A 23,725-nucleotide genomic window follows, 5' to 3' on the forward strand; every position below is an offset into this window, starting at 1 on the left:
TGCTGCTTCTCACAATCATCATTTTTGCAGCTTCCTGCAAGCATCAAAAATTAGTAGACAAAATACCCCCAACAAGTAATCTGATGGAAAGTTCCTGGGACCGGATCCGTGTTCCTGATGGCGGCACAGCGATGGCCGTGATCGGCAGTATTGACGACACCTTATTGGTCACAACCATGTATCACACTTACATCGTCACCAATAAAGGCAAAAATATTACCCGGTCAACCACTAAGATATTTACTACACCTGGACTCGCAGCAGTCCAGGATACCATCTATGCCTTTGCTGGTCAGGGTTTCGATCAAAATACGAAGACCAGGTTTGCTGGTTTTCCAAACAATTACACCATAGACAAGGGTTTAACCTGGCATTTTTTTACAGTGAAGCCCTCAGTTTCCCGAGTGGACATCGGACGGGTAACTACAAAAGATGATATCACGTATGAACTGGAATACCATACTGGTCCCGATCAAAATGGTCAGGGCAACAGTTATATTCATCAGACAACGATCAACAGAATTGTGAACGGTGTAAAATCCCCGTTCAAGCACCCGGTGAAAGATGCAGATCCAAGCAATCTCTATCTGGACAGCAAAGAGCGGCTTTATATCACCAGTGGCGATACGGTCCATGCTACAGGTGTGGTTATCGGGAAACCTGCTTCTGCACCCGCATATGTGTACATCTCCAAAGCCCCGATAAACCAGTAAACCCTTAAGCCTTACAAGCCTTAAAAGCCTTACAAGCCTGCCACGCCTGCTGAAGCCACCTCATGGTCCTGCTCTACAGAACCGCCGGAGACGCCTATTGCACCGATAATCCTGCCTGAAGCATCCTTGAGCAGCACGCCACCCGGAAAGGTGATCAATCCACCGTTGGAATGCTCAATGCCATACAAAGGACCGCCAGGCTGAGACAGCTTGCCAATTTCGCCAGTGTTCATATCGAAGAACCTGGCGGTCTTGGCTTTTCTGATCGAAATATCAACGGAGCCTAACCAGGCATTGTCCATCCGGTGGAAGGACACCAGGTTTGCACCCTCATCAACGATGGCAATGTTCATCGGTACCCCGATTTCTGTCGCCTTTGCTTTTGCTGCTTTGGACAGTTGTTCCGCTTGTTCTAGTGTTATGCTCATAGTCTTGTACTTGTAAAGGTTAATACCTTTCCTAATTTACAATATCTGTCAAGAATAACAAGATAACGGTGCTTGATTTTCAAGTAATTAACTGCGGACTACCAGGGACAGCTTGCATAACCCGGACCAAGCCAAATACGTTGGTGATACCGCCTTAAACATGGCCATGTTTATTGATCAAACAAAACTAGACATTTGGAACTTGTTTACGCACGTTTGATTTGAACAGGAATAGATCAGGCTGCCATTGCATGCTAGCTTGAAAAGGCATAGTTTTGCATAGCTCACTTATACACACATCTCAATGGCAGAACCGACGCCGCCGCACACCTACATTCATGGAAAAGGAGAAATGAGCTGCCGCATCCGGTCGTTCAAATGGGAAACCACCGTACTGGGCCCCATTAATACCTGGCCGGACCATCTGCTGATCGCGGTTAACCTGCTGCTGGATTCAAGCTTTCCAATGCTCATCTGGTGGGGACCTGATCTCATTCAATTTTATAATGATGCCTATCTTAAGATTCTAGGAACAGACGCATCTAGCAGACATCTGAATGTAATTGGAAAAAAAGGCGAAGACTGCTGGCCGGAAACCTGGTCGAAGGTTAAGGGCTTAATTGAGCGTGTGTTAAGTTCTGGGGAGTCTGAGTTCGTGGAAGATGAGCTGGTGCCGATCTACAGAAATGGGAAGATGGACAATGTTTACTGGACCTATGCCTATAATCCCCTGCGGAACAGGCTTGGTGTTCCGGAAGGCATCATGGTGGTCTGCACCGAAACAACACTTACCCAGGAGCGGCTGCAGCAGAACGAACAGCAGCTGCAAAGGGTGCTCGACCACATGGCCGAAGGCGTGGGGATCGTTGACCTTAGCGGCCGCATCATCTATTCCAATCCGATGGCGCACAAGATCCTCGATACAGATGGCGCACGCTTTCCCGAGCGCAGCAGCAATTCTCCGGAATGGTACAATACCCACCTGGATGGCACGAAAATGGCGGATGCTGAGCACCCGACCATGATCGCCATATCGACCGGCAACCCGGTGTTCAACTACGAGTTCGCCATAGAACGTCCCGGGCTGGAACGCATGTACCTGACTATGAATGCCGCGCCGATCACGGATGCGGAAGGCCGGATCACCGGTGCCGTGGGCATGTTCAGCGACATCACCCAACGCAAGCAAACCGAAACGGAACTGCTGGCTTCAGAGAGGCGTTATCGTACGCTCTTCAATTCCATCGACGAATCCTTTATGCTGATCGAGATGATTTTTGATGATTCGGGCAAAGCCCAGGACTATTATATCCGTCAGATCAATCCGGCATTCAGCAGGCAGACCGGACTGACCGCTGAAGCCTGTAACAAGAAAGTCCGGACACTCATGCCAGGGGTAGAGGACCAATGGATCGAGACTTACGGCCAGGCCGTGTTAACCGGAAGATCCATCCGCTTTGAAGACTATAACGTTACCACAGAACGCTGGTACCGGGTATTCGCCTCACCTGTGGGCGATGGCTCACCCTACGTCGTTGTGGTTTTTGATGATATTACTGCAAAGAAGGCCCTGGAGCAACGCAAAGATGATTTCATCAGCATCGCCAGTCACGAACTGAAGACGCCCGTTACGAGCCTCAAGGCATCCCTGCAACTGCTGGACCGCATGAAACACCAGCCGCAGGCAGCAAACCTCCCACGTATGATCGAACAGGCCAACCGTAGCGTAGATAAAGTAACGATGCTCATTGATACCTTGCTAAATGCGACCAGGATGAGCGAAGGACAACTTGGTCTGCAGCTGAGGCACTTCAATGCCCTGGAGCTGTTAAAAGCCTCCTGTAATCATATTCAGGCCAGCAGTCACCAGTTTGTGTTTGAAGCCGACCCGGAATTGCAGCTCTTTGCCGACGAACACCGCTTGGAGCAGGTACTCGTTAATCTTGTCAACAATGCGGTAAAGTATGCCCCGGGCTCCACGGAGATCGTCCTGAAAGCGGAGCAGCAGGGCGCAAAGTTCATCCTTTCCGTTCGGGACCTTGGCCCCGGCATTGTTTCGGAAAAGCTGCCACACCTTTTCGACCGGCATTACCGTGCAGATTTCTCTGGCATGCAATATTCCGGCTTAGGTTTAGGGCTCTACATCAGTGCCGAGATCGTAAAGCGGCATGATGGTGAGATCGGGGTGGAGAGCAGCCCCGGTCTGGGCAGCACCTTCTGGTTCAGCTTACCTGTGCTTAATGCCTAAGGCTTCGCAACTTTAATTTTTATTTCCTTTCCAGCTTCAAGTCCACTTACGCCACCGCCAACATACTTGATGGTGTATGAACCTTCCGCAAGCGTAAAGTTTGTCGCCAGGTTAAACTCGGTACGTACGCTGTCATGTGCAGGCACTTCGATATAGGCCTCTGCGGGTGGTGGCATCACGCGACGCGCCATGGCACCTTTAAACTCCGCTTCAGTACCCTTTTCATCCATAACTTCCAGGTATTTGCCCAAACGGGGTTCAAAAGGCGTTTCCCATCTTACAAAACGTTGTACACTGTCGGCACGATTCACAACAGTGAAGCTTAAGGTTACTGAATCTGCCGGGAAAGCGCCTGCGCTTGCAGCTAGACGGGCTTCTAATTTTCCAGATGGAACAGTTGCGGTATCAGCAGTGTTTAAACCAGCTTTGCGGTTCTGGCAACCGGTAGCGGCAGCAAGGCAGAGTAAAAGAATAGCGGAATTGCGAATCATATTTTTTTCCGGTAAATGTAAGCTTTAGTCTGATGATTTCAGCGCCTCCTAAATACCTACTCGTAAGGTATGCGGATGTAAAAGGTCGTCCCCACCTGCTCCTTGCTTTCAAACCAGATCTCCCCATGGTGCCATTCGACAATGGTTTTCACGATCGACATGCCCAGTCCATGCGAGGGCTCCCCATGCAGGCCCCGCCGTCTTGCAGCAGAGTATTTCTCGAACAGGGTAGATTGATAAACTTCCGGGATACCGATGCCATTGTCAGACAACTTAAACAAAACGGAGTCTTGCTCTTCTTCGACAGAAATCTCCATGCGTCCACTATCCTCGGTAAACTTAATGGCGTTTGCGATCAGATTATTGATGGCCTGCAACAACTTGGATTCATCTACCTGAATCAAAATGGTGTCGCTGGAGGACGAGAAAATGAAGGTCCGGCTGGTTACTTCATCCGAGGCCTGGTATTGCTCCACCATGGCTTTCAAGGCAGCCACAATGTCGGTACGGCGCTTCACCAGTTCGGCTTCTGCCGTTTCCAGGAACTCCTGTGTGAGCAGATTACGAACCATGGCAATACTGCTTTTGCTGATCTTTTCAATCGAATTGATAAAGCGGCTCATTTCCTGGTTCTCCTGGTTAATGAACTTCCGGTTGATGATGGCAGAGAGATTCTGTATGGTGCCCAGGGGTCCGAGTATATCGTGCGACAGGATATTCAACAGCGAGTTTTTTTTATTCGAGAACTTATTCAGCGTATCATTATGGGCTTTGTAGGCGGTAAAGTCCTCCATAATTCCGGTAATGACCTGACGCTTGTCTGCCGTTTTAGTATTAAAAGCCTCCACGCGGACACTTCTGATACTTTGGTCAGCCAGGATCAGGCGAAATTCAAGGGTTTTCTTTTTATTGCTTTTCAGCAGATTACGATAGTTCTGCCTGACAAAGGCTTCATCATCCGGATGGATCAGGAGGCTGATCACAGGTTCCGCGATAGCATTATCTTCAACCTGGACATACTGCCTGAAGGAAGGATTACAGTAGTCAAATTTCTTAGATTCGACATCAAAAGAAAAGATGCCATGCTTAGATAGCTCCGCTAAAGCAAGGCAGGAATTTGCGGCTTTATCCATCATGGTCGTTAATAAACGTTTTTATCCCTCAGGCCGCTTAGATAGCCAAGTTATAGATATTAAACAAGAATCCACAGGTAATTCTACTTTATTGGCTCTGCCGGTTCGGGTATTTGCAGCAAGCTAAACAGGCACATGTCCGCTTGTCTAAGCTGTTGAAGCTGACTAATTTAGCAGTGTAATCCCAAGTGTGATGACAGATCTTGAATTTACCGTTTTATCCCAGAATGAAAAGATCAGGGTGCTCTCTACTGCTTCTTTTATTGCCACGAATGATCAGATTCCAACCTTGCTTTTTCTGGTGGAGGATTTCTTTGTGGAAGCCTTTTACGATGTGCGGGGTAATGTCCTCAGCACCATAACCTACTCCTCCAGTGCTATTTTGCCGGAAGTCTTTCTGGATCTGATCGCACTGAATGATCTCCGGGATCTCTGATCGAAATAGTACGAGGGTGAGCTCCTGGCTTCTGCGGAAAATGAAAGCGGTCTAAGGGTTCTATAAATTACAGGTAAAATCATGATCTTTGGCCAGATAATCATCATCCTGATTCCATGAGAGAAATATACCTGGCCTTTAAAAACTTCCTGGATTACCGCTTTAACCTGCATGAAGATGCGGAAGATCATGCGCTTACCATTGAAGCGATCAAGAAAAATGTGGAGTTCCGTGGTGCTAACCTCTGGACACTGATTTTCGCCATCTTCATCGCTTCCATCGGACTGAACGTCAATTCCACCGCGGTAATTATCGGAGCCATGCTGGTTTCACCATTGATGGGTCCGATCATGGGGGTAGGCTTGGGGATTGGGATCAATGATTTCGACCTGGTAAAAAAGGGCCTGCGGAACCTTGGTATTGCAACCATCATCAGTATCGCCACTTCTTCCCTGTATTTCTGGATCACGCCCTTACACCAGGCATCTTCAGAACTGCTGGCGCGGACATCACCTTCCATCTGGGATGTCTTCATTGCCGGGCTGGGTGGACTGGCCGGTATTGTAGCCGCAACCCGTAAAGAGAAAAGCAATGCCATTCCAGGTGTGGCCATCGCGACCGCATTGATGCCGCCCTTATGTACGGCCGGCTTCGGCATCGCCTCCGGGAACATCTATTTCTTTCTTGGAGCCCTGTACCTTTACTTCATCAACAGTATTTTCATCTGTGTCGCTACCCTGGTGATCGTGCGCTTCCTGCATTTCCCAAAGAAAGCATTTCAGGACAAAGCCTATGAGCGGAAAGTAAGACGATACATCTGGCTGATCGTGCTGGTGACCACGGCACCGAGTGTGTACCTGGCTTACCGCATTGTAGATAAAAGTATTTTCGAGAACAACGCTGAAGCCTTTGTGCAGCGGGAGCTAAACTTTAAGCGCACACAGGTGATTTCCAAAACCTACAAGTACAGCAATAGTCAGGGCCACGAAATCGACCTGCTGCTGCTCGGTACGGAACTTAGCAAAACACAGTTGGATTCGCTAAAAGCCAAACTGCCTGAATATAAGCTGGACCGTACGGAACTTAACATCCGGCAAGGCTTGAACGCCAAGAATGAGATCGATCTCTCGCAGATCAAAGCAAGTATCCTGGAAACGGTGTACCAGAACAACCCTGCAGAACGCAAAAATGCTTCCACGTACACCAGGATCGACCAGCCCATTCCAGATCTGAAACAGGAGCTCAGATCCTTGTATCCACAGCTCAGCGAGTACAGCATCTCCCATGTTGAAGTGCACAAGGTAGACACCACGAAAGTGGACACGATAACGATGCTGATTGCCAATTTCAGCAAACCTTTGTCTGCGGCAGAGCAGCGCCGCATGAATACCTGGCTAAAGAACCGGCTTCAGGTGGATTCCCTACGGGTGATTGCGCAGGCCGACTAAGCCAGACTGCTCAGCCCTTAACGAAGTACCTGCTTGCTTTTACTGCTAAAGCTCAGGACCATGTAACCCAGAAAACCGGAAAGTACCGAGCCCACAAGGATCGAGAACTTGGCTTCCTGAACCAGCATTGGATCGGAAAAGGATAGGATGGATATGAAAATGGACATGGTAAAACCAATACCGCCCAATAGTCCAAGACCGAGCATATGGATCCATCTGGATTGTTCGGGAAGTTCACTGATCTTTAGTTTTACACCCAGCCAGGCAATCAACATGATGCCTATTGGCTTTCCGACAACCAGTCCGAGTACAATACCCATTCCGAGGCCTGTAAACAGCCCTTCTACCATACCTTCTTCAAAACGGATATTGGTATTCGCCAGGGCAAAGATGGGGATGATAAGGAAGTTTACCGGTACGGTCAGGGCGTGTTCCAGCTTTTCCAATGGAGATTCGGTATCATCGGCGGTAGTGGGTAAAGTAAGCGCCGTTAATACGCCTGCAATAGTAGCATGAATACCTGAATGATGTACGAAATACCAGATGAATACGCCTGGGATGAGGTAGAAAGCAAGATTTTTGATGCCGAAGCGGTTAAACAGAAACAATAAACCGAGTATTGCAGCAGCATAAACCAGGTTCATGTAATGCAGCTCGGAGGAGTAAAATATCGCGATCACCAGGATGGCGAGCAAGTCATCAACGATGGCCAATGCCGCCAGGAAAATTTTTAGGGATACGGGAACTTTATCGCTCAGCAGTGCAAGAATGGCCAATGCAAAGGCGATGTCTGTTGCCATTGGTATACCCCAGCCATGCATGGTAGGCTTTCCGCCGTTGAAAAAAGTATAGATCAGGGCTGGCACGATGGCACCGCCAATGGCGCAGATGATCGGGAGAATAGCTTTTTTAGGAGAGGAGAGTTCCCCTTCCACCACCTCACGTTTAATTTCGAGCCCCACCAGCAGGAAAAAGATGGCCATTAAACCATCGTTGATCCACAAGGCCAAGGAGTAACGCAGGTGTATCGACTCGGTCTCAAAGCCAATCTGGGTTGCCAGTAAGTTGTCGAATCCCGGACCAAAAGAGGTGTTTGCGATGATTAGAGACAAAAGCAAACAGGCAAAAAGAATAATTCCGCTCGTAGAAGTTGAACTGAAAAAATTTTTGAAGGAATTTAAATTAAAGGAAGTACTCATGCTTTCAAAGTTAATAATTCATTTTGTTTAGCCTATAAATGCCTTCAGAAAGGGTTGCGGGCCTTGTTCAAAGGATGGCGGAAATCTTTTTCAGCTGTTCCCTGCCTTGCGTTATGGCAACCGCATAGGTGCTGAAATCTATGGAGGCAATCTGATCGCTGGGGATCGCGATCATTTCTCCTTCTTCGGCATCAGCCATCTCGATAACCAGATAGGGAAGGGTCCAGTCTGCGGTGTCGACGAGAAAATCAGCAGTTTCACCCAGAAAACCATCAGCGTTATAGACCTTGTAGTCCCGTACATGGCGGTAACTTCTCAGGTGTTTATCGGCGCCGGTATCCTCTTCCACCTCCGCTTTAATGGTTCTTGTTACCTTTACCATGCCTGTGGTCGGATACCCCATGCCTGCGCTGCCGTAGTTCGGCCAGGCATAATAGTCATTTAACTTTTTCTCCAGCTGTTTGGACACTGGGAGATTGGTGTCGATGCTTGGACTGCTCCGAACCTGATCTTTGGTCATCTTTACCTTGAGCAGCCGGTTTTCCCAGGCTACGCCCTGTATGGCATGCGGGGAGATCAGCACTTTTCGGCCGAAAAACCAGTTGCCAGTCTCCACCACCAGGTAGCGGATGTTCCAGTGTTGATCGTCGAAGTAGAAGTCTTTGACGCTTCCGATTTCCCCGTCTTCGGTCGCGAGCGAAAAGCCCGTCAGTAGGTGTGTACTTTCCAGCATAAAATTTATCTTTTTAATAGAACACCCAAATAGATTTTTGGTTTAGCGCTAAAGACTTCCGGCAATGGCCTGGCTAAGCACTTCGATAAATCCAGGCTCCCGCAAGATGCGGTAATGCCCGGCAGCATTGAATGCCCTGGTTTCCAGCTCCGGATGCTGCTGCAGGAATAGCTTTAGCTGCGCATAAGGCAGCATCTCGTCCTGTTCATCATAAAACACCAGGTGTTTCGTCGCGGGTAGTTCCGCGTAGAGCGATTTCATGTCGAAGTAACTTACCGGGAGTTTGTAGTAGTCATGGAAATCCTGAAACCAGCGCAGCTGGTCGACCGGATTTACCCCTGCATGGTTCATCATGCCGGTAAAGTTATCCCCAAGTTCAATCACTGGTGTAATGCTGATCAGCAGTTTAGGTTGTGCTTCATAGCTTTTCAGCGCAACCACATTCGCCATGGCACCGAGGGAATGCCCGATCAGGACCTCCAGCATTCCATACTTTTCTATGATGGCCTCCAGGGGTTTTACATACAACATCAGATTACTGAGCTCCCCTTCGGAATTACCGTTCCCTAAAGCATCAAAGGCGATGATCTGTACATTTTCCAGCTGCAGCAGCGCGGTAATGATCTCCGCAAAGTCGGCTGCTTTTGAGCTCCAGCCATGCGTCAGGTAGATCTTCCTGCTGCCCTCACCCCAGCTGTAACCCTGAAAGCTCAACGCCTTCATGGCAAAATAAGGATCCTCCAATGACATGGAGAAGCGGCTGGCCTTTGCCATCAGTTCCTCCTGGTGGGGACGGTTCGGCAGGCGGATCGGAAAAGAAATGTAGTTCCACAAAGCTTTCATAAGCGCCTGTGGATCCTCCGTTTTTCTAACTTCCTGCAATCGTTGTTTATAGGTCTTCATTCAATATCCTTAAGCTTGGTAGTATTTTCCTTTATTCGGGGATTTAAATCCCCTGGACCATACCTTTGCTGTCAAAAGTACAACAAATCTTAAATCTGCTATCGAAAGCGATATTCAGTATCTTGCAGGCACAGTTACAGCACATGAATCAGGAATCGATACATCAGCAAATCGAAAAAACCTTTCCGCAGTTCGAACCCGCATTGATGCAGGTACTTGCCGAACGATCCAGCATAAAGAGCTTTGCAGCGGGAGCCTCGCTTATGGAAACCGGGCAGCACATGCGTTCTACCATGCTTGTGCTGGAGGGGCTGGTAAAACTCTACCGGGAAGCTGCTGAGGGCGGGGAGTTTTTCATGTACTACATTCAGCCGGGCAGTGCCTGTGCACTCTCCATGATCTGCTCCAGCAGGCAGCAGACCAGCGAGGTTAAGGCGAAAGCGGTGGAGCAGACCACGGTGTTGGCCGTTCCGACCAGTTTGATGGACGAGCTGATGAAGCAATATAAAACCTGGTACTACTTTGTCTTGGATACCTACCGGTCGAGGTTTGAAGAATTGCTGGTGGTAATTGATCATATTGCTTTTACGTCGATGGACGAAAGGCTTGCCGCCTACCTGGAGAAACTTCGGCAGGATTTGAACAGCCCTACGCTGACGGTTACGCATGCTGAAATTGCCAAGGACCTGAACTCCTCGCGGGAGGTGATCTCCCGATTGCTCAAAAAAATGGAACAGCAAGGGAGGCTTGTTTTGCATCGCAATTACATTGAATACCTGCAATAATCCGCTGTGTGACTGAAGTCACCGTTCTTCATCCTAAAAGGTTCCATATTTGTAGCACAAACAAAATGGAAAACCTAACGATACAGATCTTATGCTGGAATTCTTAAAACAACCATGGCCCTGGTGGACCTCCGGTGCAGCCATTGCTTTCATCATGGTGCTGCTGCTTTACTTCGGAAAGTTTTTTGGCGTATCTTCCAACCTCAGAACGATCTGCACGATTGCAGGTGCGGGTAAAAAGGTGAAGTTCTTCGACTTTGACTGGAAAGCACAGCGCTGGAACCTGCTTTTTATTTTTGGTGCCCTGCTGGGGGGAGTAATCTCCGCTACGCTATTGAAAAATGATGCGCCACTGGCGCTCTCTGCTGCAACGATCGAAGACCTGGAGGCGATCGGTGTTGCATTCGACGGCAAGCTCAATCCCTCGCAGCTATTTAGCCTGGAAGCGGTGCTTTCTGTTAAAGGACTGCTGCTTTTACTGACCGGCGGCATACTGGTCGGATTTGGTTCCCGCTATGCCGGGGGCTGTACTTCCGGACATGCGATCTCCGGCCTGACGAACATGCAATTACCTTCCCTGATCGCCGTAATCGGCTTTTTCATCGGTGGGCTGCTGATGACCCACCTGATCCTGCCACAACTTTTTTAAAATTTACCGTTCAATGAAAGCATTAAAATTCATACTCGCCGGCATCCTGTTCGGCATCATCATGAGCAAGTCGGAAGCGATTTCCTGGTACCGCATTCAGGAGATGTTCCGCTTCCAGTCCTTCCACATGTACGGCTTTATCGGTACCGCGGTGGCTTTAGGATCATTAGCGGTTTACCTGATCAAGAAGTTCAACATCAAAGATTATACGGGGCGGCCCATCATCTTCAGGGATAAAGACAAAAGTTATCCGAGGTACCTTATTGGTGGAACAATCTTTGGGCTGGGTTGGGCACTGAGCGGTGCTTGTCCTGGGCCGATGTTTGTGAACGTCGGTTATGGTTACCTGGCGATGCTGCTGGTGATCTTTGGCGCGCTGCTGGGTACCTACCTCTATGGCCTGATTAAAAACAAACTCCCACATTAATCCTTCAACAAAATACCAAAGACATGGAAATTAAACAGTTTGAAGACCAGAACCTTTCCCATTACAGCTATGCCATTCTGAGTAAGGCAAGTGCTGAAATGGTGCTTATCGATCCTGCAAGGGATCCGGAACCTTATTACGCTTTTGCTGCAGCAAACCATGCACAGATAATTGGGGTGATCGAGACGCACCCCCATGCAGATTTTGTAAGCAGTCACCTGCAGATCCAGCAGGAGATCGGCGCAAAGATCTTTGCCAGTAAAGTCATGAACCCGGACTTTAGTATCATCCCATTTGACGAGGATGCGGTGCTGGAATTCGGAGGCATCAAGCTGAAGTCGCTGAATACACCGGGCCATTCGCCTGACAGTATTTCTATTGTGTTGGAACATGAGGGTAAGGACCGGGCTGTATTTACCGGAGACACGCTGTTTATCGGGGACTGTGGAAGACCCGATCTGCGGGAGCAAGGGGAGGACCTGGAAAGCAAAAGGGAGGCACTTGCGAAGAAGATGTACCACTCGCTGCGGGATAAGCTGATGACGCTGGGGGATGAGGTAATCCTCTACCCGGCACATGGTGCAGGAACGCTTTGCGGCAAGGCCTTGAGTAAAGCGAGCAGCAGTACGATTGGCGCGGAAAAGGCCACGAACTGGTCTTTGCAGGCGATGTCTGAAACGGACTTTGTCTCGGCATTAACGGAAGATCAGCCTTTTATTCCAAAATATTTCCCTTATGATGTGGACCTGAATAAAGCGGGCGCGCCGAATTTGCGGGAAAGTCTGCAGGCGATTCCAGTACTGGGAAAAATTGATGACGCCGAGAAGGCGGCAGGTTTAGATGCAGCCATCCTAGTGGTTGATTCCAGGCCGGGCGCCGCGTTTAAAGCGAAACATCTGGAACGCTCGATCAACATCATGGATGGGGAGAAATTTGAAACCTGGCTGGGCGCTTTACTGGAACCAGGACAACCTTTCTACCTTGCCGCTGCTGACGAACAAGCGTTAAGCAGCTTAATCGCCAGAACGGCCAAGATCGGTTATGAAGCTTTTTTGAAAGCAGCCTTTGTGTTGGATTTTGGCGCTGCACGATCAGGTTTGCTGGATTTGGGAGCTTTCAAAGGTCAATCCTCGGACTATACCATTGTAGATATCAGGAATACCTCCGAAGCGAAAGCGGAACCAGTGTTTGAAGGGGCGCTAAATATCCCATTGCCGGAGCTTCAAGCCAGATTGAACGAGATCCCGGAAGACAAACCTGTTGTGGTACATTGTGCAGGGGGCTACCGGAGTGCTGCAGGCAGCAGCATACTGGATGAGGCATTGGATACCCAGGTCTTTGACCTTGGTGATCATATTAAGTCGTTCATCAAGTAGTTGCTGCGCTTATCAAACATTACGTTGGCCTGGGCAGCCATCTGGGTCGCCTGCTTTTCGTTAGCTTAGTCACTAGCTTAGTCGTTAGCTTGGTCGCTGACTTAGTCACAGGATAAGACAGCGTGTATAACTCAAACAGGAATAACAAGTCCAAATGTCAAGCTGGAGCAGGAAGGACAGCGAAACCTGTATAATGCTGGCAGGACTAGCTTTTAGAAGGTCCTGCAATATCCTGCGGGAAGCATCTGTAGCAGCTTCGGACCTAACCCACACCTGACCCACACCAAACGCACATCAAACCCACATCAAGCGCACACCGCTGTGTGTCTGATGTGCCTGTGCTCAGTGTTTGATCTGTCTTATCAATGGTGCTGTACCGGAAGCTTCCGGTTGCCAGGCTGTTGCGGATCTACCGCAAACAATTCTGCCAGGCCGCCTTGTTTAGTTAAAGCAGCAAGTGCAAGCCAGCATTAGAAAGAAAACAATTGCTATGAAAAATGAAGACACGGAAAAGCCCAGGGTAGCGGATCACCTGGCAAATGAACGAACTTTTTTAGCCTGGATCAGGACCAGTATCGGCGTCATGGGTTTTGGTTTTGTGGTGGTGAAGTTCTCTTTGTTTACCAGAGAGATCAGTGCAGCCCTGGGTGCAAGGCAAAAAATGCCTGAAGCCGGCTATTCACACCTCATCGGGATCATGCTCGTTGCCTTAGGTGGCCTGATCATCGTATTCTCGTACTTCCGCTATTTGACGACGCAGAAACAGCTGGACCGGGGGGTGTACTACCACTCGGACTTCTTTGCCAAGCTGACAACACTATCGATCTTTATCGTTTGCATTGCTTTGCTGGTCTATCTTTTGGAAACACGGTAAGGGGAAAAAAGAAAGGGGCAATGACCTTGATGATCATTACCCCTTAATCTAAATTAACGCTCTCAATAACTAAAGCGTTAGAAAAGCCGGAATATTGTATGGCAATTAAAAATTATTTTTCTACCCCTGGTACAGTGGGTGTATCTTTCTTTTTCCGGAAGATAGGGAAGGTCATTGGACTTCGTGCCGGACGCTGATCGCCCAGCAGGATGCCCCATTGTTTAAACTGTGAAGTGTGGTCGAAAATGATCTTCATTACGGCAATGATCGGCATGGACAGGAACATTCCCGAGATGCCCGCGATACTGCCACCGATGATCACCCCGAGGATGGCCATGAGTGCATTGATCTTGATTTTAGATCCCACGATGCGCGGCATCAGAATGTTGTTATCCAGGAACTGCACCCCAGCAATGACTAGCAATACGGTAATTACAGGTGTAAGCTCGGTCGAAGAAGTCAGCGTCAGGACCACACCAATGACGTTGCCCAGCAATGCACCTACATAGGGAATCAGGTTCAGGATGGCGAAGATCACACCGATGAGCAGGGCGTGTTTAATGCCAAAAAGCATCAGTAAACCGCCTAAAAGTATGGTCATATAGGTCACCTGGATCAATAAGCCCACCAGGTAGTTTTTGATGATTGCCTCTGTTTCGTAGATGGTTTCTTTCACTTTTGGATGATCCTCCTGCTGGAACCACATGAAGATAAACCGTAAGAGAATACCTTTGTAGAACAGCATCAGGTAAATGTAGATGGGCAGTAAACCAACAAATACGAAGATTGAAGAAAGTGTTACCGCAGCACCACTGGCCATGCCACCGGCATAGGTCATCAGGTCATCGCTCTTTTTAGAGAGGAAGTCCATTTGTTCTTTGGTAGAGATGTGCGTAATACCGCCGATCCAGTCGCTAAGGGATTTGACGTGCAGGGCAACATTTTGTTTGATCTGCGGGAAGTCTTTGATCAGGATGCCCATCTGGTTGACGAAGAAGAAACCTATGGCACCAACAACGACCACCAGCACGAGCAGGCAGAGTACGATGGCAATGGTTTCTGGAATTTTTATTCTTCGGAAGAAGCGGAAGATGGGCAGCAGGACCAGGCTAATGAAAAAAGCCATAAGGATCGGCATGATGATGTCTTTTCCAACCACCAGGACGGCGATCACGAGTACTAAACCCAATAATTCAATGGAACGTTTTACCGTTAGAGGCAAATCCTTCATAAATGTTTTGCTTATTTCTTGGTTAACATAATCAGCTATGAAATGTTTCGGTAAATTTGGCGATTATAAACGAGAAGAAAGCTATATGACCTCAGAACACACGATCGTTGCATTATCTACGCCGACAGGCATTGGCGCCATTGGGGTGATCCGTTTATCGGGCAAGGATGCGATCCAGATTGCAAATTCCGTATTTGCCGGTAAGGATCTGACCAAGCAGGAAAGCCATACGCTACATTTCGGTTTGATCAAGGATGGCGATAGCGTGATCGATGAAGTGGTGGTTAGTCTTTTTGTGGCGCCGAAATCCTATACCAAGGAGAATGTGGTGGAGATATCCTGCCATGGTTCCAATTTCATTATCCAGCAGATCATTTCTTTGTTAATCCGTAAAGGTGCACATGCGGCGAAGCCAGGGGAATTTACCTTGCGTGCTTTCTTAAATGGTTCATTGGATCTTTCCCAGGCAGAAGCAGTTGCTGATCTGATTGCTTCAGATTCACAGGCGGCGCACCAGGTTGCGATGAACCAGCTACGTGGTGGTTTCAGCAATGAGCTGAATGAGCTGCGGGAGCAGCTGATTCATTTTGCTTCTATGATTGAGCTGGAGCTGGATTTCGCGGAGGAAGATGTGGAGTTTGCAAACCGTGATCAGCTGCAGGCTTTGATCAACCGCATTAAGCTAGTAATTGGTAAGTTGATCCGCTCTTTCGAACTAGGGAACGTGATTAAGCAGGGGATCAATACCGTAATTGCCGGACGTCCGAATGCAGGTAAATCTACCTTGTTGAATGCTTTGCTGAACGAGGAACGCGCCATTGTGAGTTCCATTGCTGGTACGACCCGGGATACGATAGAGGAGTTGTTGAACATTAATGGTATCAACTTCCGGTTGATTGATACCGCTGGTATTCGCGAGGCGCAGGATGCCATAGAAGTGATCGGGGTGGAGAAGACCATGGAGAAGATCAGTCAGTCTGCTTTGTTGCTGTACTTATTTGATGCTGCGGAGCTGTCCGTACCGGAGATCCTGTCGGATATTTCTCGCTTGCAAAAGCCGGGTGTCCCTTTTGTAGCGGTGGCAAACAAGATGGACCTTGTCGACCAAGATTCTCTCTCTTTAGCATTGCCAAATGGAGTGCAGTTCATTTCCATTTCTGCGAAGGAAAAAAGTCATATTGATGACTTAAAGCATTTGTTGTACGAAGTAGCTGTAGGGGACCAGTTAACAGAGAACCATACCATGGTGACGAATATCCGTCATGTGGAAGCCTTGCAGCGCACGCAGGAAGCTTTACTTCAGGTAGAGCTGGGATTGGTAAATCCAGTGACTTCTGATTTTTTAGCAATGGATATCAAGCAGGCGCTTCATTACCTTGGTGAGATTACTGGTCAGGTTACTACGGATGACTTACTGGAAAATATTTTCAGTAAGTTTTGTATTGGGAAATAAATCTGTTTTGCTTTAGTTTTCTTTAGTTTCTTTCGTCTGACTATCAACGATCTATATCAAATAGTTCTTTGCTTTATTATGCCTTGTCACTATATTCGTTACACTTTGTGTACATCTTCTTATATGAAAGGTGTACATATGTACACCTAATAGTAATTATGAAAATAGCACTAAAGGAAAAAAAAACTGAAGAATGGCATGATAAGCCTATATTATATATAGAGTCCTACAAAGGATCTTCATCAGATGAAAACGGCAAACGAGTGCATTTAAGAGATTAGAGTTGAAATAATTAGTCCAGGTAAATTACCCAATTCTCTCACTATTGAAAATATATGCAATGGCATTTCTATCGCGAGAAATCCTGTTTTGCAATCCTTAGCTGAATATATACTTTCTTATAAAGGGTTAGGAACGGGGGTTGGAAGGGCAATTGCAGCTTATCCAAATATCACTTTTCTTAATGATGTCGATACGGAACAATTTAAAGTTATTATTCCAAGGCCATAATCATTACATATTAGTGCTATGTAGGTTCATGATTTTAAACATCAAACAGTAAATTTACAAATGATGGAAGATACCTGGCGTGCTGAAACGCAATCACAACTTAATTCAAGCGCAATTTTCAAAGAACTGATTAGCAAAGCAGAAGCTGACCCTTCAGGAAAACAGGTTATGGCTTTGGTTGATGACGCTGTGCAATATGCTTATCAAGCGACAAAAACAATACTCATTCATATGGATGAATATACGCTGCATGATGGGGACCATCTTTTTCGGGTACTTAAACTCATGGAAAAAATAGTCCCCTCTGAAACCTTAAAGCGATTGTCAGTTCCTGAATTAATGTTATTGATTCTTACAGCCTTCTTCCATGATATTGGAATGGCTGCATCAAAAAAGGACGTACTTTCTTGGGCTTCCTTATGGGATGGTGAATTATTCAAAGATGAGGAGGATTTTCAGTATCTTCAATTTAAAAAATATTGTCAAGGTTTTCCTTCAGTAATATCCGAAATTGAGTCCTGTCTTTCCGTTGAGAATGTTAGTAAAGCTAGTTTACTGCAAAAGCATCTAATTTCTGAATATATCAGATCTACTCACGCAGAGCGGGCAAGATCAATAGTTGAGTCAGAATGGGAGGGCAGAATTAAGTATAGGGATATTGATTTAACGAGTGAATTTGCACAGTTATGTTTTAGCCATAATGATGACCCAGCTGCTCTATTGGAAATGGATACTTCCTTATTGTGCGGTCCAGGTGTTTATGCTTGTTTGCCATTTATCGGAGTAATTTTGCGATTGGCAGATGTGTTAGATTTTGATGCCAAACGAACACCAGCAGTCTTGTTATCTCACTTATTTGTTCGAAATCCGGTCTCAATTCGGGAATGGCAAAAGCATAGGAGTGTTGACGCATGGGACATCAGTAGCACAATAGTCAGATTTCAGGCAAGATGCGAACATCCAGCTATTGAAGTGTCGATAAGGGAATTCTGCGACCTTATTGATAGGGAACTAGCAACTTCAAATACCATTCTTAATCGTATGACTGACTCTGTTCGTAAACCGTTTCCAGAATACTACAAAATCAATTTACCGTTGAATGTCGATAGATCAAAAATAGGTCCGAAGAAGACCTCAAGCGGTCGACCATTGTATAATTATCAAGAAACCAAGTTCACACTCAACAAAAAACAGGTAATCGACTTGTTGATGGGGACAAAATTATATGGTCAGCCTGATGTTGCTTTAAGAGAGTTAATTCAGAATTCCATAGACGCATGCCTTTTACGTAGGGCTATGGCAATAAGCTGGAAAAACCCTTACAACCCGCAAATCACCATTAAATTTTATAAGCATGAAGTTGACTATTTAGAGGTATGTGACAATGGGACAGGCATGGATCTTGACATTGTAAATAGATATTATTCTAGTGTGGGTACGTCCTATTATAAGTCATCAGAATTTTATGAGCTAAAGGCTAAAGTAAACCTTGAATACACACCAATATCTAAATTTGGTATCGGTGTTCTTTCTTGTTTTATGGTCTCGGATTCTCTGAAGGTAAATACTAAGAGGTTAAAAGGGCCATACGAATCCGGGGAAGCACTTGAAATTATTGTTGAAGGGCAAGATAGTGTATTTTGGGTTCGAGAAGGTAAGTTGATGGAGCCAGGAACAAGCACCGAACTTATTTTAAGAGATAAACATCCGTGGCAATATTACGATGATGACAAATTTGTAGCGTCAATACGTAAACTGATTCCGTATCCCCCTTTTCCAATCGTTATAGAAACTGCTACAAAAACGGTTACGCACAATGGAGACAATTTTAAAGAATTAAGCCTTAATGATCTTAGAGATTACTATTGGAGGGAAGATGCCAACATCCGCGAATTGACATTTGAAATCACGGAAAATGATTACGGGATTATCGGGAAGGGAATGGCAGCTATTTTGGAAAATCAAAATGTTCCGGTATCAGAGATCGCTTTAAGAGCCAAAGAAGTTAATGTTGATGGTGAGAGTTACACATTAGATAGAGCAATTAAATATGATACCAATGAAATAAAAAAGACTTCTACTACAATTGAAATTGATGAATCTGGGGAGCCACAGTTAAGTAATTCGTCGAATAAACTCGCTGACTCAAAAGCTATTATAGCCCTCCATGGCATAGAGGTTCCATTTGAATTGTTTCCTGATTATTGGAGTGGCAGGAACCAGCAGGTGAAACTTGAATGGCCCATACCAGTTCGTATCGTTATAGATATCAGTGGTGATCATGATTTAAACCTCAACTCTGCTAGAAACGGGATTATTTATGATGAAAAATGGGTTCAGTTCGAAGAAAATCTAGCTTTTGTAGTTTGTCGGCAAATTTCCATGGCGGTAGAAAATGAATATTGGGATAAGTTAAAAAATGTAATGCTCTCTAAATGTAAAAGTGATCAATTTAGGAATGCATTGGCAAAAATTTAAAACAAGGAGAACCAGACTAAATTACTATGACTTAATACCTCTATGTGCATATTTCAGCATTGACTTTGAGGCAACCGAAATTAGTTCGTACAGATACTGTACCGACCCCTTATTAGTTGGACAAAAGTTTTGAATTAGTTGTGTAATACTCGCTCGAATTTAGGTGTAAGTCAGCATCATTGATCTCCGTTTGCTGATTATTTGTGGTTTTCCATTCCTCTTTCGTCGCTTGCACCGGACGTCTTCTTTCTAGAGTGATACCAATGTTTTCATCCCATCTTTGTTTTGGCGCTGTACCGATTGAGGGATGATTGCGTTTGTTATCGTGCCATGACCGAGGTGCTGCTAAGGTGTGTTTTGCATGATAAAAGCTGTCAAACTCGAACCGATCAATCACTTCCCGGTGAACGATGCTGTGAAATGCTTCAATGTATGAGTTTTCTTCCGGAGTAGCCACGTGGGTAAACTCCTGATTAGCCTCTGCCGATCTCAGGTACTGCTTAACCCGATTTGCAATAAACTGAGAACCATTATCATTTCTGATGGTGACACCCTTTATTCCATATTGCTGTCCGATTCTTCTGAAGGCGTTAATCACATCCATTTGTCTGATACTTTTTTGAAAGATCTGATCCACCGTTCTTCTGGAGAATACATCCAGAATGGTAAGCAGGTAGTAATTTCGCCTGTCGGCATGCACATAAACGTACTTAGTATCCAAGCAGAGGTATTCCATTGGGTAGCTTGCCATGATCTTGCGATGCTGAACAAACTTGCGTTTACCACTGGTGCGGATTACTTTGCCTAGTAGCAGACTCTGCTCATCCATTAAGCGATAGACTTTCTTTTCATTGATATGGTAACTTAGTTTTCGCAGTTCCCCAGTCACATTTTAATAGCCATAACAGCAGAATTCCTGTGATAGAATATCTTTTATCTGATCGACTACAACCTGATTGTCAATATTGATCCATCCACTTTTAGCGTATGAGTACTCGGCCTTGCTCCGCGTTTCCCGTTGCTATTCTTGTAATAATAAACACTTTTAGCAAGATCTACCCAGGATAACAGCGTGCTGGCAGGAAGTATTCTCTTATACTGCTCCACGATCATCTTCTTAGTTTGGGTTGGATGGGAGTTTTTTTTAAAAGCTCTGATTTAACCTCAATCTCCAGGGCTTGTCTGGCAATGATGCGTTTGAGACGTTCATTCTCCTATTCCAGGGCCCGAACCGCAGGATCTACCCGAGGGTAGGCAGGTTTCAGGCCTTCAACACCCTTAGCCAGGTATTTACTGCGCCACTTGGCAAATAAGGAAGGTGATAGATTGTATTTGCGACAGGTAGCCGTGGTACCTTCACGTTGACCTTCCTGAACGATAGCCAGGCGATCCTCTGGACTGAATGATCTCCGTTCTCTTTTTGTAATACCCTAATTTAATGGTTCTAAATTGTTTTTATAATTTAGTCCAGTCTTTTAGGGGGTTAGTACAGAGATACTTGCATTAGGAGCGAGAAACCCTACACGTCTTGATGATATTCATAAGAAACATCTGGATAAAATTGTGGAATGTTAATGAAGTTCATGAAAAGCAGGTCCGGAACATTTTTAATCAGATTGTATTTTGTAATTAAATAATAACTTCTCTTGTCGTAAGTCCCGTCTATTTGTTTGAACTCCCATTCTCTACCTATATTTGAAATACTATTAAAAAAAAGCAGGTACTGTTCCGGGGTGGAAAGTTGTGCCCTAAGGGTCTTAGCATATTCGTATTTTTCACAAAAATTAAAAACATCTTGGTCGTTAATAAACTTCACTGTCTGGTAAAGATGACGATAGTAGTGACTTAATTTGAATTGATGGCCTCCGTAAAACTTAAATGGTTTGCCATCTTGTAGAGATTTCAAAATACTCCGATGTTCGTATTTAAAATAGTTTAATGAATCTGAATGAGGAATTGAGTCTCGCAAGTCACGCTTAAGTGATTCAACTAAAATCAGCGAAAGTCTATCAAAATTCTTCCAACTATTATACTGTGGCGAATCCGGATGTGGTTTAATGGATAAATAAAAAAGCAAATACTCTATGAAGTTACTGTTGTATGAGAATGTCAAAAGCTTTTTTAAGGTAGATTCGTCTTTGTTGCTTAATCCAAAATACACAACTGAGTAAGCGATATCACATAATGCTAACTTAGTAAGATCCAAGTTGGGCCGCTCAGATAAGAAGGTTTTAGCGTCGTTTAGATGTCTTGGTGAATATAGCTGATTCAGTTGAATTGCATCAAAGAAAGGAAAGATATCAGACAAAGATTGTTCAAGTTGATGCAGAATGAACTGAAAGGTAGCTCGTCCTTGATAATCCGGAATTTTAATTCTCGCCATCTTTATATGGGTTTTTATAAGTCATGTTCTCTGCGTTGTTAACTTGAATTTGAATAAGAGTGAACACTCTGGATTCCTTTTTGTCCTTTAAATTGGCTAATCTTTGGTCTCTATATGTAACAAGCACTAAGATCAATCCGGTTAATGAGAATATTGTACCAATGGAACCAGCTATAAAGTCCCCAACTGCTCCTGTCTTGGCCATGTCTATTTCGCCTTGGCCAAAAATTGTGTATTCTCCGGACAGGCTCCTTAAAAAGAATATCGCAATTGTCCCACTGATTAGCAAGAGTAAATAGGCTGCTCTTAAAAGCGTAGTGTTTGTTTTCATATGTCCAATGTAAAAATCAGGCTTAACAATTCCTCACGTGACGTTGTCAAAAATTCTAATTTAAAATTAATTATCGGAAAAGTACTGATGGACGTCTTATAGTCTGCCGATATGCCATCATAAAGGTATTCAGATTAAGTAAATAATAGGCACAAGCAGTATATTCGACCAAATTCAAGAAGTATCATAATAAGATTTAGTACAGGTAAGTTGCTGATTGATCGGCAATGTCGTCAAGATTAAATATGGCTTTTCAGTTTATATTTATTACTCCAAATCGAGAAAGTGCTAAGCTAAATTCCTGATCGGAGATTTTATGGGCAGAGCTATTTATGACGGTCGTTTAAGCCAGCCATTTTAAATTTCTTTAAAGCCTAAGAACCTGTTACCTTTGATACGTTTGAAATGAATGAAGAAGAACTAATGGAACAGTATACGAGTGTGCAGGTTGGGAAATTTGTAGCAGACTCTTTAGAAAGGAAGGAAGTACATGGAGAACTTCTAAGTAGTAAAAAGGAGCTTGGAACTAATGAGAAATTACAGGTAGTTTCTTTATTTTCTGGTAGTGGCGGTTTAGATCTGGGATTTTTAGCTACAAACCAATTTGAAATTATCTTTGCAAATGACTTCAACGAACAAGCCTGCAAAACCTACTCGCACAACATAGGAAACCATATTAGATGTGGCGATATTTCTAAGGTTCGCGGTTTAAAGCAAGCTGATGTCCTTATTGGAGGACCCCCATGTCAGGGGTTCTCGACAGCAAATCCAGCACGTTCCTTTGAAGATCCGAGAAATCAGTTGTTTAAAGAATATTCAAGAATATTGAAAGAAGTAAAACCAAAAGTTTTTCTGATGGAGAATGTTTCAGGTATGACTACCATGCAGAATGGTCAGGTGTTTCGCATTATAAAAAAAGAGCTGGCAGAATGTGGCTATAAGATTTTTGATAGGCTGCTAAATGCTAAAGACTTTGGAGTGCCTCAGAATCGTCGAAGGATATTTATTGTGGGTGTTAGAAATGACATTCAGGGAGACTTCGTGTTTCCAGTTCCTGTTGAACAGCATTGTAACACCATTCGAGAATTGTTTTTAGATAACGAAATTGAAGAGAATGACCCTAATCATGTTATTAGTAAGCTTACCCCACTTAATAAAAAACGCCTTGAATTTATTCCCCCAGGCGGTTCAATGAAAGATTGCCCAGCAGATTTAAGAAATAATAGCGATACAAAAAGAGCAATGCGGAGGTTGGATCTTGACAAAGTCAGCTATACCATTGTACACAATAACTGTGATCACTACTATCATCCAACTGAGGATCGAAGAATAACAATTAGAGAAATGGCGAGAATACAAGGATATCCTGATACTTATATATTCTTTGGAAGCAAGTCAGAGCAATCAAAGCAAGTAGGTAACAGTGTGCCGATTCAATTAGCTAAAGCTATGGCAGAAGGTATATATACATTTCTAAAAACCAATAACATTTAAAA

At 45.2% G+C, this 23,725-nt stretch carries 23 protein-coding genes and 1 pseudogene; 13 read left to right on the top strand and 11 right to left on the bottom strand.

Annotation, left to right across the window (positions count from 1 at the left end; all coding sequences use genetic code 11):
* The first annotated feature begins 83 nt into the window (after positions 1-83).
* Positions 84-713: a hypothetical protein gene (locus ACTHQF_RS05915; RefSeq protein WP_440429014.1), complete on the top strand. Its 630-nt coding sequence runs from the start codon at positions 84-86 to the stop codon at positions 711-713.
* A gap of 29 nt (positions 714-742) precedes the next feature.
* Here ACTHQF_RS05915 and ACTHQF_RS05920 read toward each other — a convergent pair whose 3' ends face one another.
* Positions 743-1,141: a GlcG/HbpS family heme-binding protein gene (locus ACTHQF_RS05920; protein ID WP_440429015.1), complete on the bottom strand. Its 399-nt coding sequence runs from the start codon at positions 1,139-1,141 to the stop codon at positions 743-745.
* A gap of 304 nt (positions 1,142-1,445) precedes the next feature.
* Between ACTHQF_RS05920 and ACTHQF_RS05925 the strand changes: the two genes are divergently transcribed.
* Positions 1,446-3,389 carry an ATP-binding protein gene (locus ACTHQF_RS05925; RefSeq protein ID WP_440429016.1) on the top strand — a complete coding sequence of 648 codons (1,944 nt, stop codon included), beginning with the start codon at positions 1,446-1,448 and terminating at the stop codon, positions 3,387-3,389.
* Here ACTHQF_RS05925 and ACTHQF_RS05930 read toward each other — a convergent pair.
* A complete protein-coding gene (locus ACTHQF_RS05930; RefSeq protein WP_440429017.1) occupies positions 3,386-3,880 on the bottom strand; it encodes a protease in 495 nt (164 codons plus the stop codon). The genes ACTHQF_RS05925 and ACTHQF_RS05930 overlap by 4 nt on opposite strands.
* Positions 3,881-3,936: 56 nt before the next feature.
* Positions 3,937-5,016, bottom strand: coding sequence for a PAS domain-containing sensor histidine kinase (locus tag ACTHQF_RS05935; RefSeq protein ID WP_440429018.1), 1,080 nt, complete (start codon positions 5,014-5,016; stop codon positions 3,937-3,939).
* A gap of 190 nt (positions 5,017-5,206) precedes the next feature.
* On the opposite strand from ACTHQF_RS05935, the gene ACTHQF_RS05940 reads away from it, so the two are divergent.
* On the top strand, positions 5,207-5,449 hold the full coding sequence (locus tag ACTHQF_RS05940) for a hypothetical protein (protein ID WP_440429019.1): 243 nt from the start codon (positions 5,207-5,209) through the stop codon (positions 5,447-5,449).
* 116 nt (positions 5,450-5,565) lie between these two features.
* Positions 5,566-6,897: a TIGR00341 family protein gene (locus ACTHQF_RS05945; protein WP_440429020.1), complete on the top strand. Its 1,332-nt coding sequence runs from the start codon at positions 5,566-5,568 to the stop codon at positions 6,895-6,897.
* Between the two features lie 17 nt (positions 6,898-6,914).
* Here ACTHQF_RS05945 and nhaA read toward each other — a convergent pair whose 3' ends face one another.
* The 3 genes from nhaA to ACTHQF_RS05960 form a co-directional block, all read right to left on the bottom strand.
* Positions 6,915-8,096: a Na+/H+ antiporter NhaA gene (gene nhaA, locus ACTHQF_RS05950; protein ID WP_440429021.1), complete on the bottom strand. Its 1,182-nt coding sequence runs from the start codon at positions 8,094-8,096 to the stop codon at positions 6,915-6,917.
* 67 nt (positions 8,097-8,163) lie between these two features.
* On the bottom strand, positions 8,164-8,829 hold the full coding sequence (locus tag ACTHQF_RS05955) for a PRC-barrel domain-containing protein (protein ID WP_440429022.1): 666 nt from the start codon (positions 8,827-8,829) through the stop codon (positions 8,164-8,166).
* Positions 8,830-8,877: 48 nt separating this feature from the next.
* Positions 8,878-9,732 (bottom strand): alpha/beta fold hydrolase, encoded by an 855-nt coding sequence (locus ACTHQF_RS05960; protein ID WP_440429023.1) that lies wholly within the window; start codon positions 9,730-9,732, stop codon positions 8,878-8,880.
* A 143-nt stretch (positions 9,733-9,875) separates the two neighbouring features.
* Between ACTHQF_RS05960 and ACTHQF_RS05965 the strand changes: the two genes are divergently transcribed.
* From ACTHQF_RS05965 to ACTHQF_RS05985, 5 genes and pseudogenes are all read left to right on the top strand, one after another.
* Complete coding sequence (locus tag ACTHQF_RS05965) at positions 9,876-10,517, top strand: Crp/Fnr family transcriptional regulator (RefSeq protein ID WP_440429024.1); 642 nt, start codon at positions 9,876-9,878, stop codon at positions 10,515-10,517.
* Positions 10,518-10,599: 82 nt separating this feature from the next.
* Positions 10,600-11,166, top strand: a pseudogene (locus tag ACTHQF_RS05970) (YeeE/YedE family protein); the annotation flags it as partial.
* 13 nt (positions 11,167-11,179) lie between these two features.
* The gene (locus ACTHQF_RS05975) at positions 11,180-11,593 is read left to right on the top strand and encodes a DUF6691 family protein (RefSeq protein ID WP_440429025.1); all 414 of its coding nucleotides are present in this window, start codon (positions 11,180-11,182) and stop codon (positions 11,591-11,593) included.
* Positions 11,594-11,616: 23 nt separating this feature from the next.
* Positions 11,617-12,969, top strand: coding sequence for an MBL fold metallo-hydrolase (locus tag ACTHQF_RS05980; protein WP_440429026.1), 1,353 nt, complete (start codon positions 11,617-11,619; stop codon positions 12,967-12,969).
* A gap of 490 nt (positions 12,970-13,459) precedes the next feature.
* The gene (locus ACTHQF_RS05985; RefSeq protein WP_440429027.1) at positions 13,460-13,843 is read left to right on the top strand and encodes a YidH family protein; all 384 of its coding nucleotides are present in this window, start codon (positions 13,460-13,462) and stop codon (positions 13,841-13,843) included.
* A gap of 112 nt (positions 13,844-13,955) precedes the next feature.
* Here ACTHQF_RS05985 and ACTHQF_RS05990 read toward each other — a convergent pair whose 3' ends face one another.
* Entirely contained in the window at positions 13,956-15,074 is a 1,119-nt protein-coding gene (locus tag ACTHQF_RS05990; protein WP_440429028.1) for an AI-2E family transporter, read from the bottom strand.
* 85 nt (positions 15,075-15,159) lie between these two features.
* On the opposite strand from ACTHQF_RS05990, the gene mnmE reads away from it, so the two are divergent.
* The 3 genes from mnmE to ACTHQF_RS06005 all read left to right on the top strand — a co-directional run bounded on the left by mnmE (position 15,160) and on the right by ACTHQF_RS06005 (position 19,515).
* Positions 15,160-16,527 carry a tRNA uridine-5-carboxymethylaminomethyl(34) synthesis GTPase MnmE gene (gene mnmE / locus ACTHQF_RS05995; RefSeq protein ID WP_440429029.1) on the top strand — a complete coding sequence of 456 codons (1,368 nt, stop codon included), beginning with the start codon at positions 15,160-15,162 and terminating at the stop codon, positions 16,525-16,527.
* 291 nt (positions 16,528-16,818) lie between these two features.
* Complete coding sequence (locus ACTHQF_RS06000) at positions 16,819-17,037, top strand: ATP-binding protein (protein ID WP_440429629.1); 219 nt, start codon at positions 16,819-16,821, stop codon at positions 17,035-17,037.
* A 60-nt stretch (positions 17,038-17,097) separates the two neighbouring features.
* The gene (locus ACTHQF_RS06005) at positions 17,098-19,515 is read left to right on the top strand and encodes an HD domain-containing protein (RefSeq protein ID WP_440429030.1); all 2,418 of its coding nucleotides are present in this window, start codon (positions 17,098-17,100) and stop codon (positions 19,513-19,515) included.
* Positions 19,516-19,627: 112 nt separating this feature from the next.
* Here ACTHQF_RS06005 and ACTHQF_RS06010 read toward each other — a convergent pair whose 3' ends face one another.
* From ACTHQF_RS06010 to ACTHQF_RS06025, 4 genes are all read right to left on the bottom strand, one after another.
* Positions 19,628-20,404 (bottom strand): transposase, encoded by a 777-nt coding sequence (locus tag ACTHQF_RS06010; RefSeq protein ID WP_440429031.1) that lies wholly within the window; start codon positions 20,402-20,404, stop codon positions 19,628-19,630.
* A 325-nt stretch (positions 20,405-20,729) separates the two neighbouring features.
* On the bottom strand, positions 20,730-20,942 hold the full coding sequence (locus ACTHQF_RS06015; protein WP_440429631.1) for a transposase: 213 nt from the start codon (positions 20,940-20,942) through the stop codon (positions 20,730-20,732).
* 92 nt (positions 20,943-21,034) lie between these two features.
* Positions 21,035-21,898 carry a putative phage abortive infection protein gene (locus ACTHQF_RS06020; RefSeq protein WP_440429032.1) on the bottom strand — a complete coding sequence of 288 codons (864 nt, stop codon included), beginning with the start codon at positions 21,896-21,898 and terminating at the stop codon, positions 21,035-21,037.
* A complete protein-coding gene (locus ACTHQF_RS06025; protein ID WP_440429033.1) occupies positions 21,885-22,229 on the bottom strand; it encodes a hypothetical protein in 345 nt (114 codons plus the stop codon). Before ACTHQF_RS06025 ends, ACTHQF_RS06020 begins: the two co-directional genes overlap by 14 nt.
* A 405-nt stretch (positions 22,230-22,634) precedes the next feature.
* On the opposite strand from ACTHQF_RS06025, the gene ACTHQF_RS06030 reads away from it, so the two are divergent.
* Positions 22,635-23,723 carry a DNA cytosine methyltransferase gene (locus tag ACTHQF_RS06030; RefSeq protein WP_440429034.1) on the top strand — a complete coding sequence of 363 codons (1,089 nt, stop codon included), beginning with the start codon at positions 22,635-22,637 and terminating at the stop codon, positions 23,721-23,723.
* Positions 23,724-23,725 lie beyond the last annotated feature (2 nt).

Source organism: Pedobacter sp. SAFR-022 (assembly GCF_051965375.1).
Classification (GTDB): domain Bacteria; phylum Bacteroidota; class Bacteroidia; order Sphingobacteriales; family Sphingobacteriaceae; genus Pedobacter.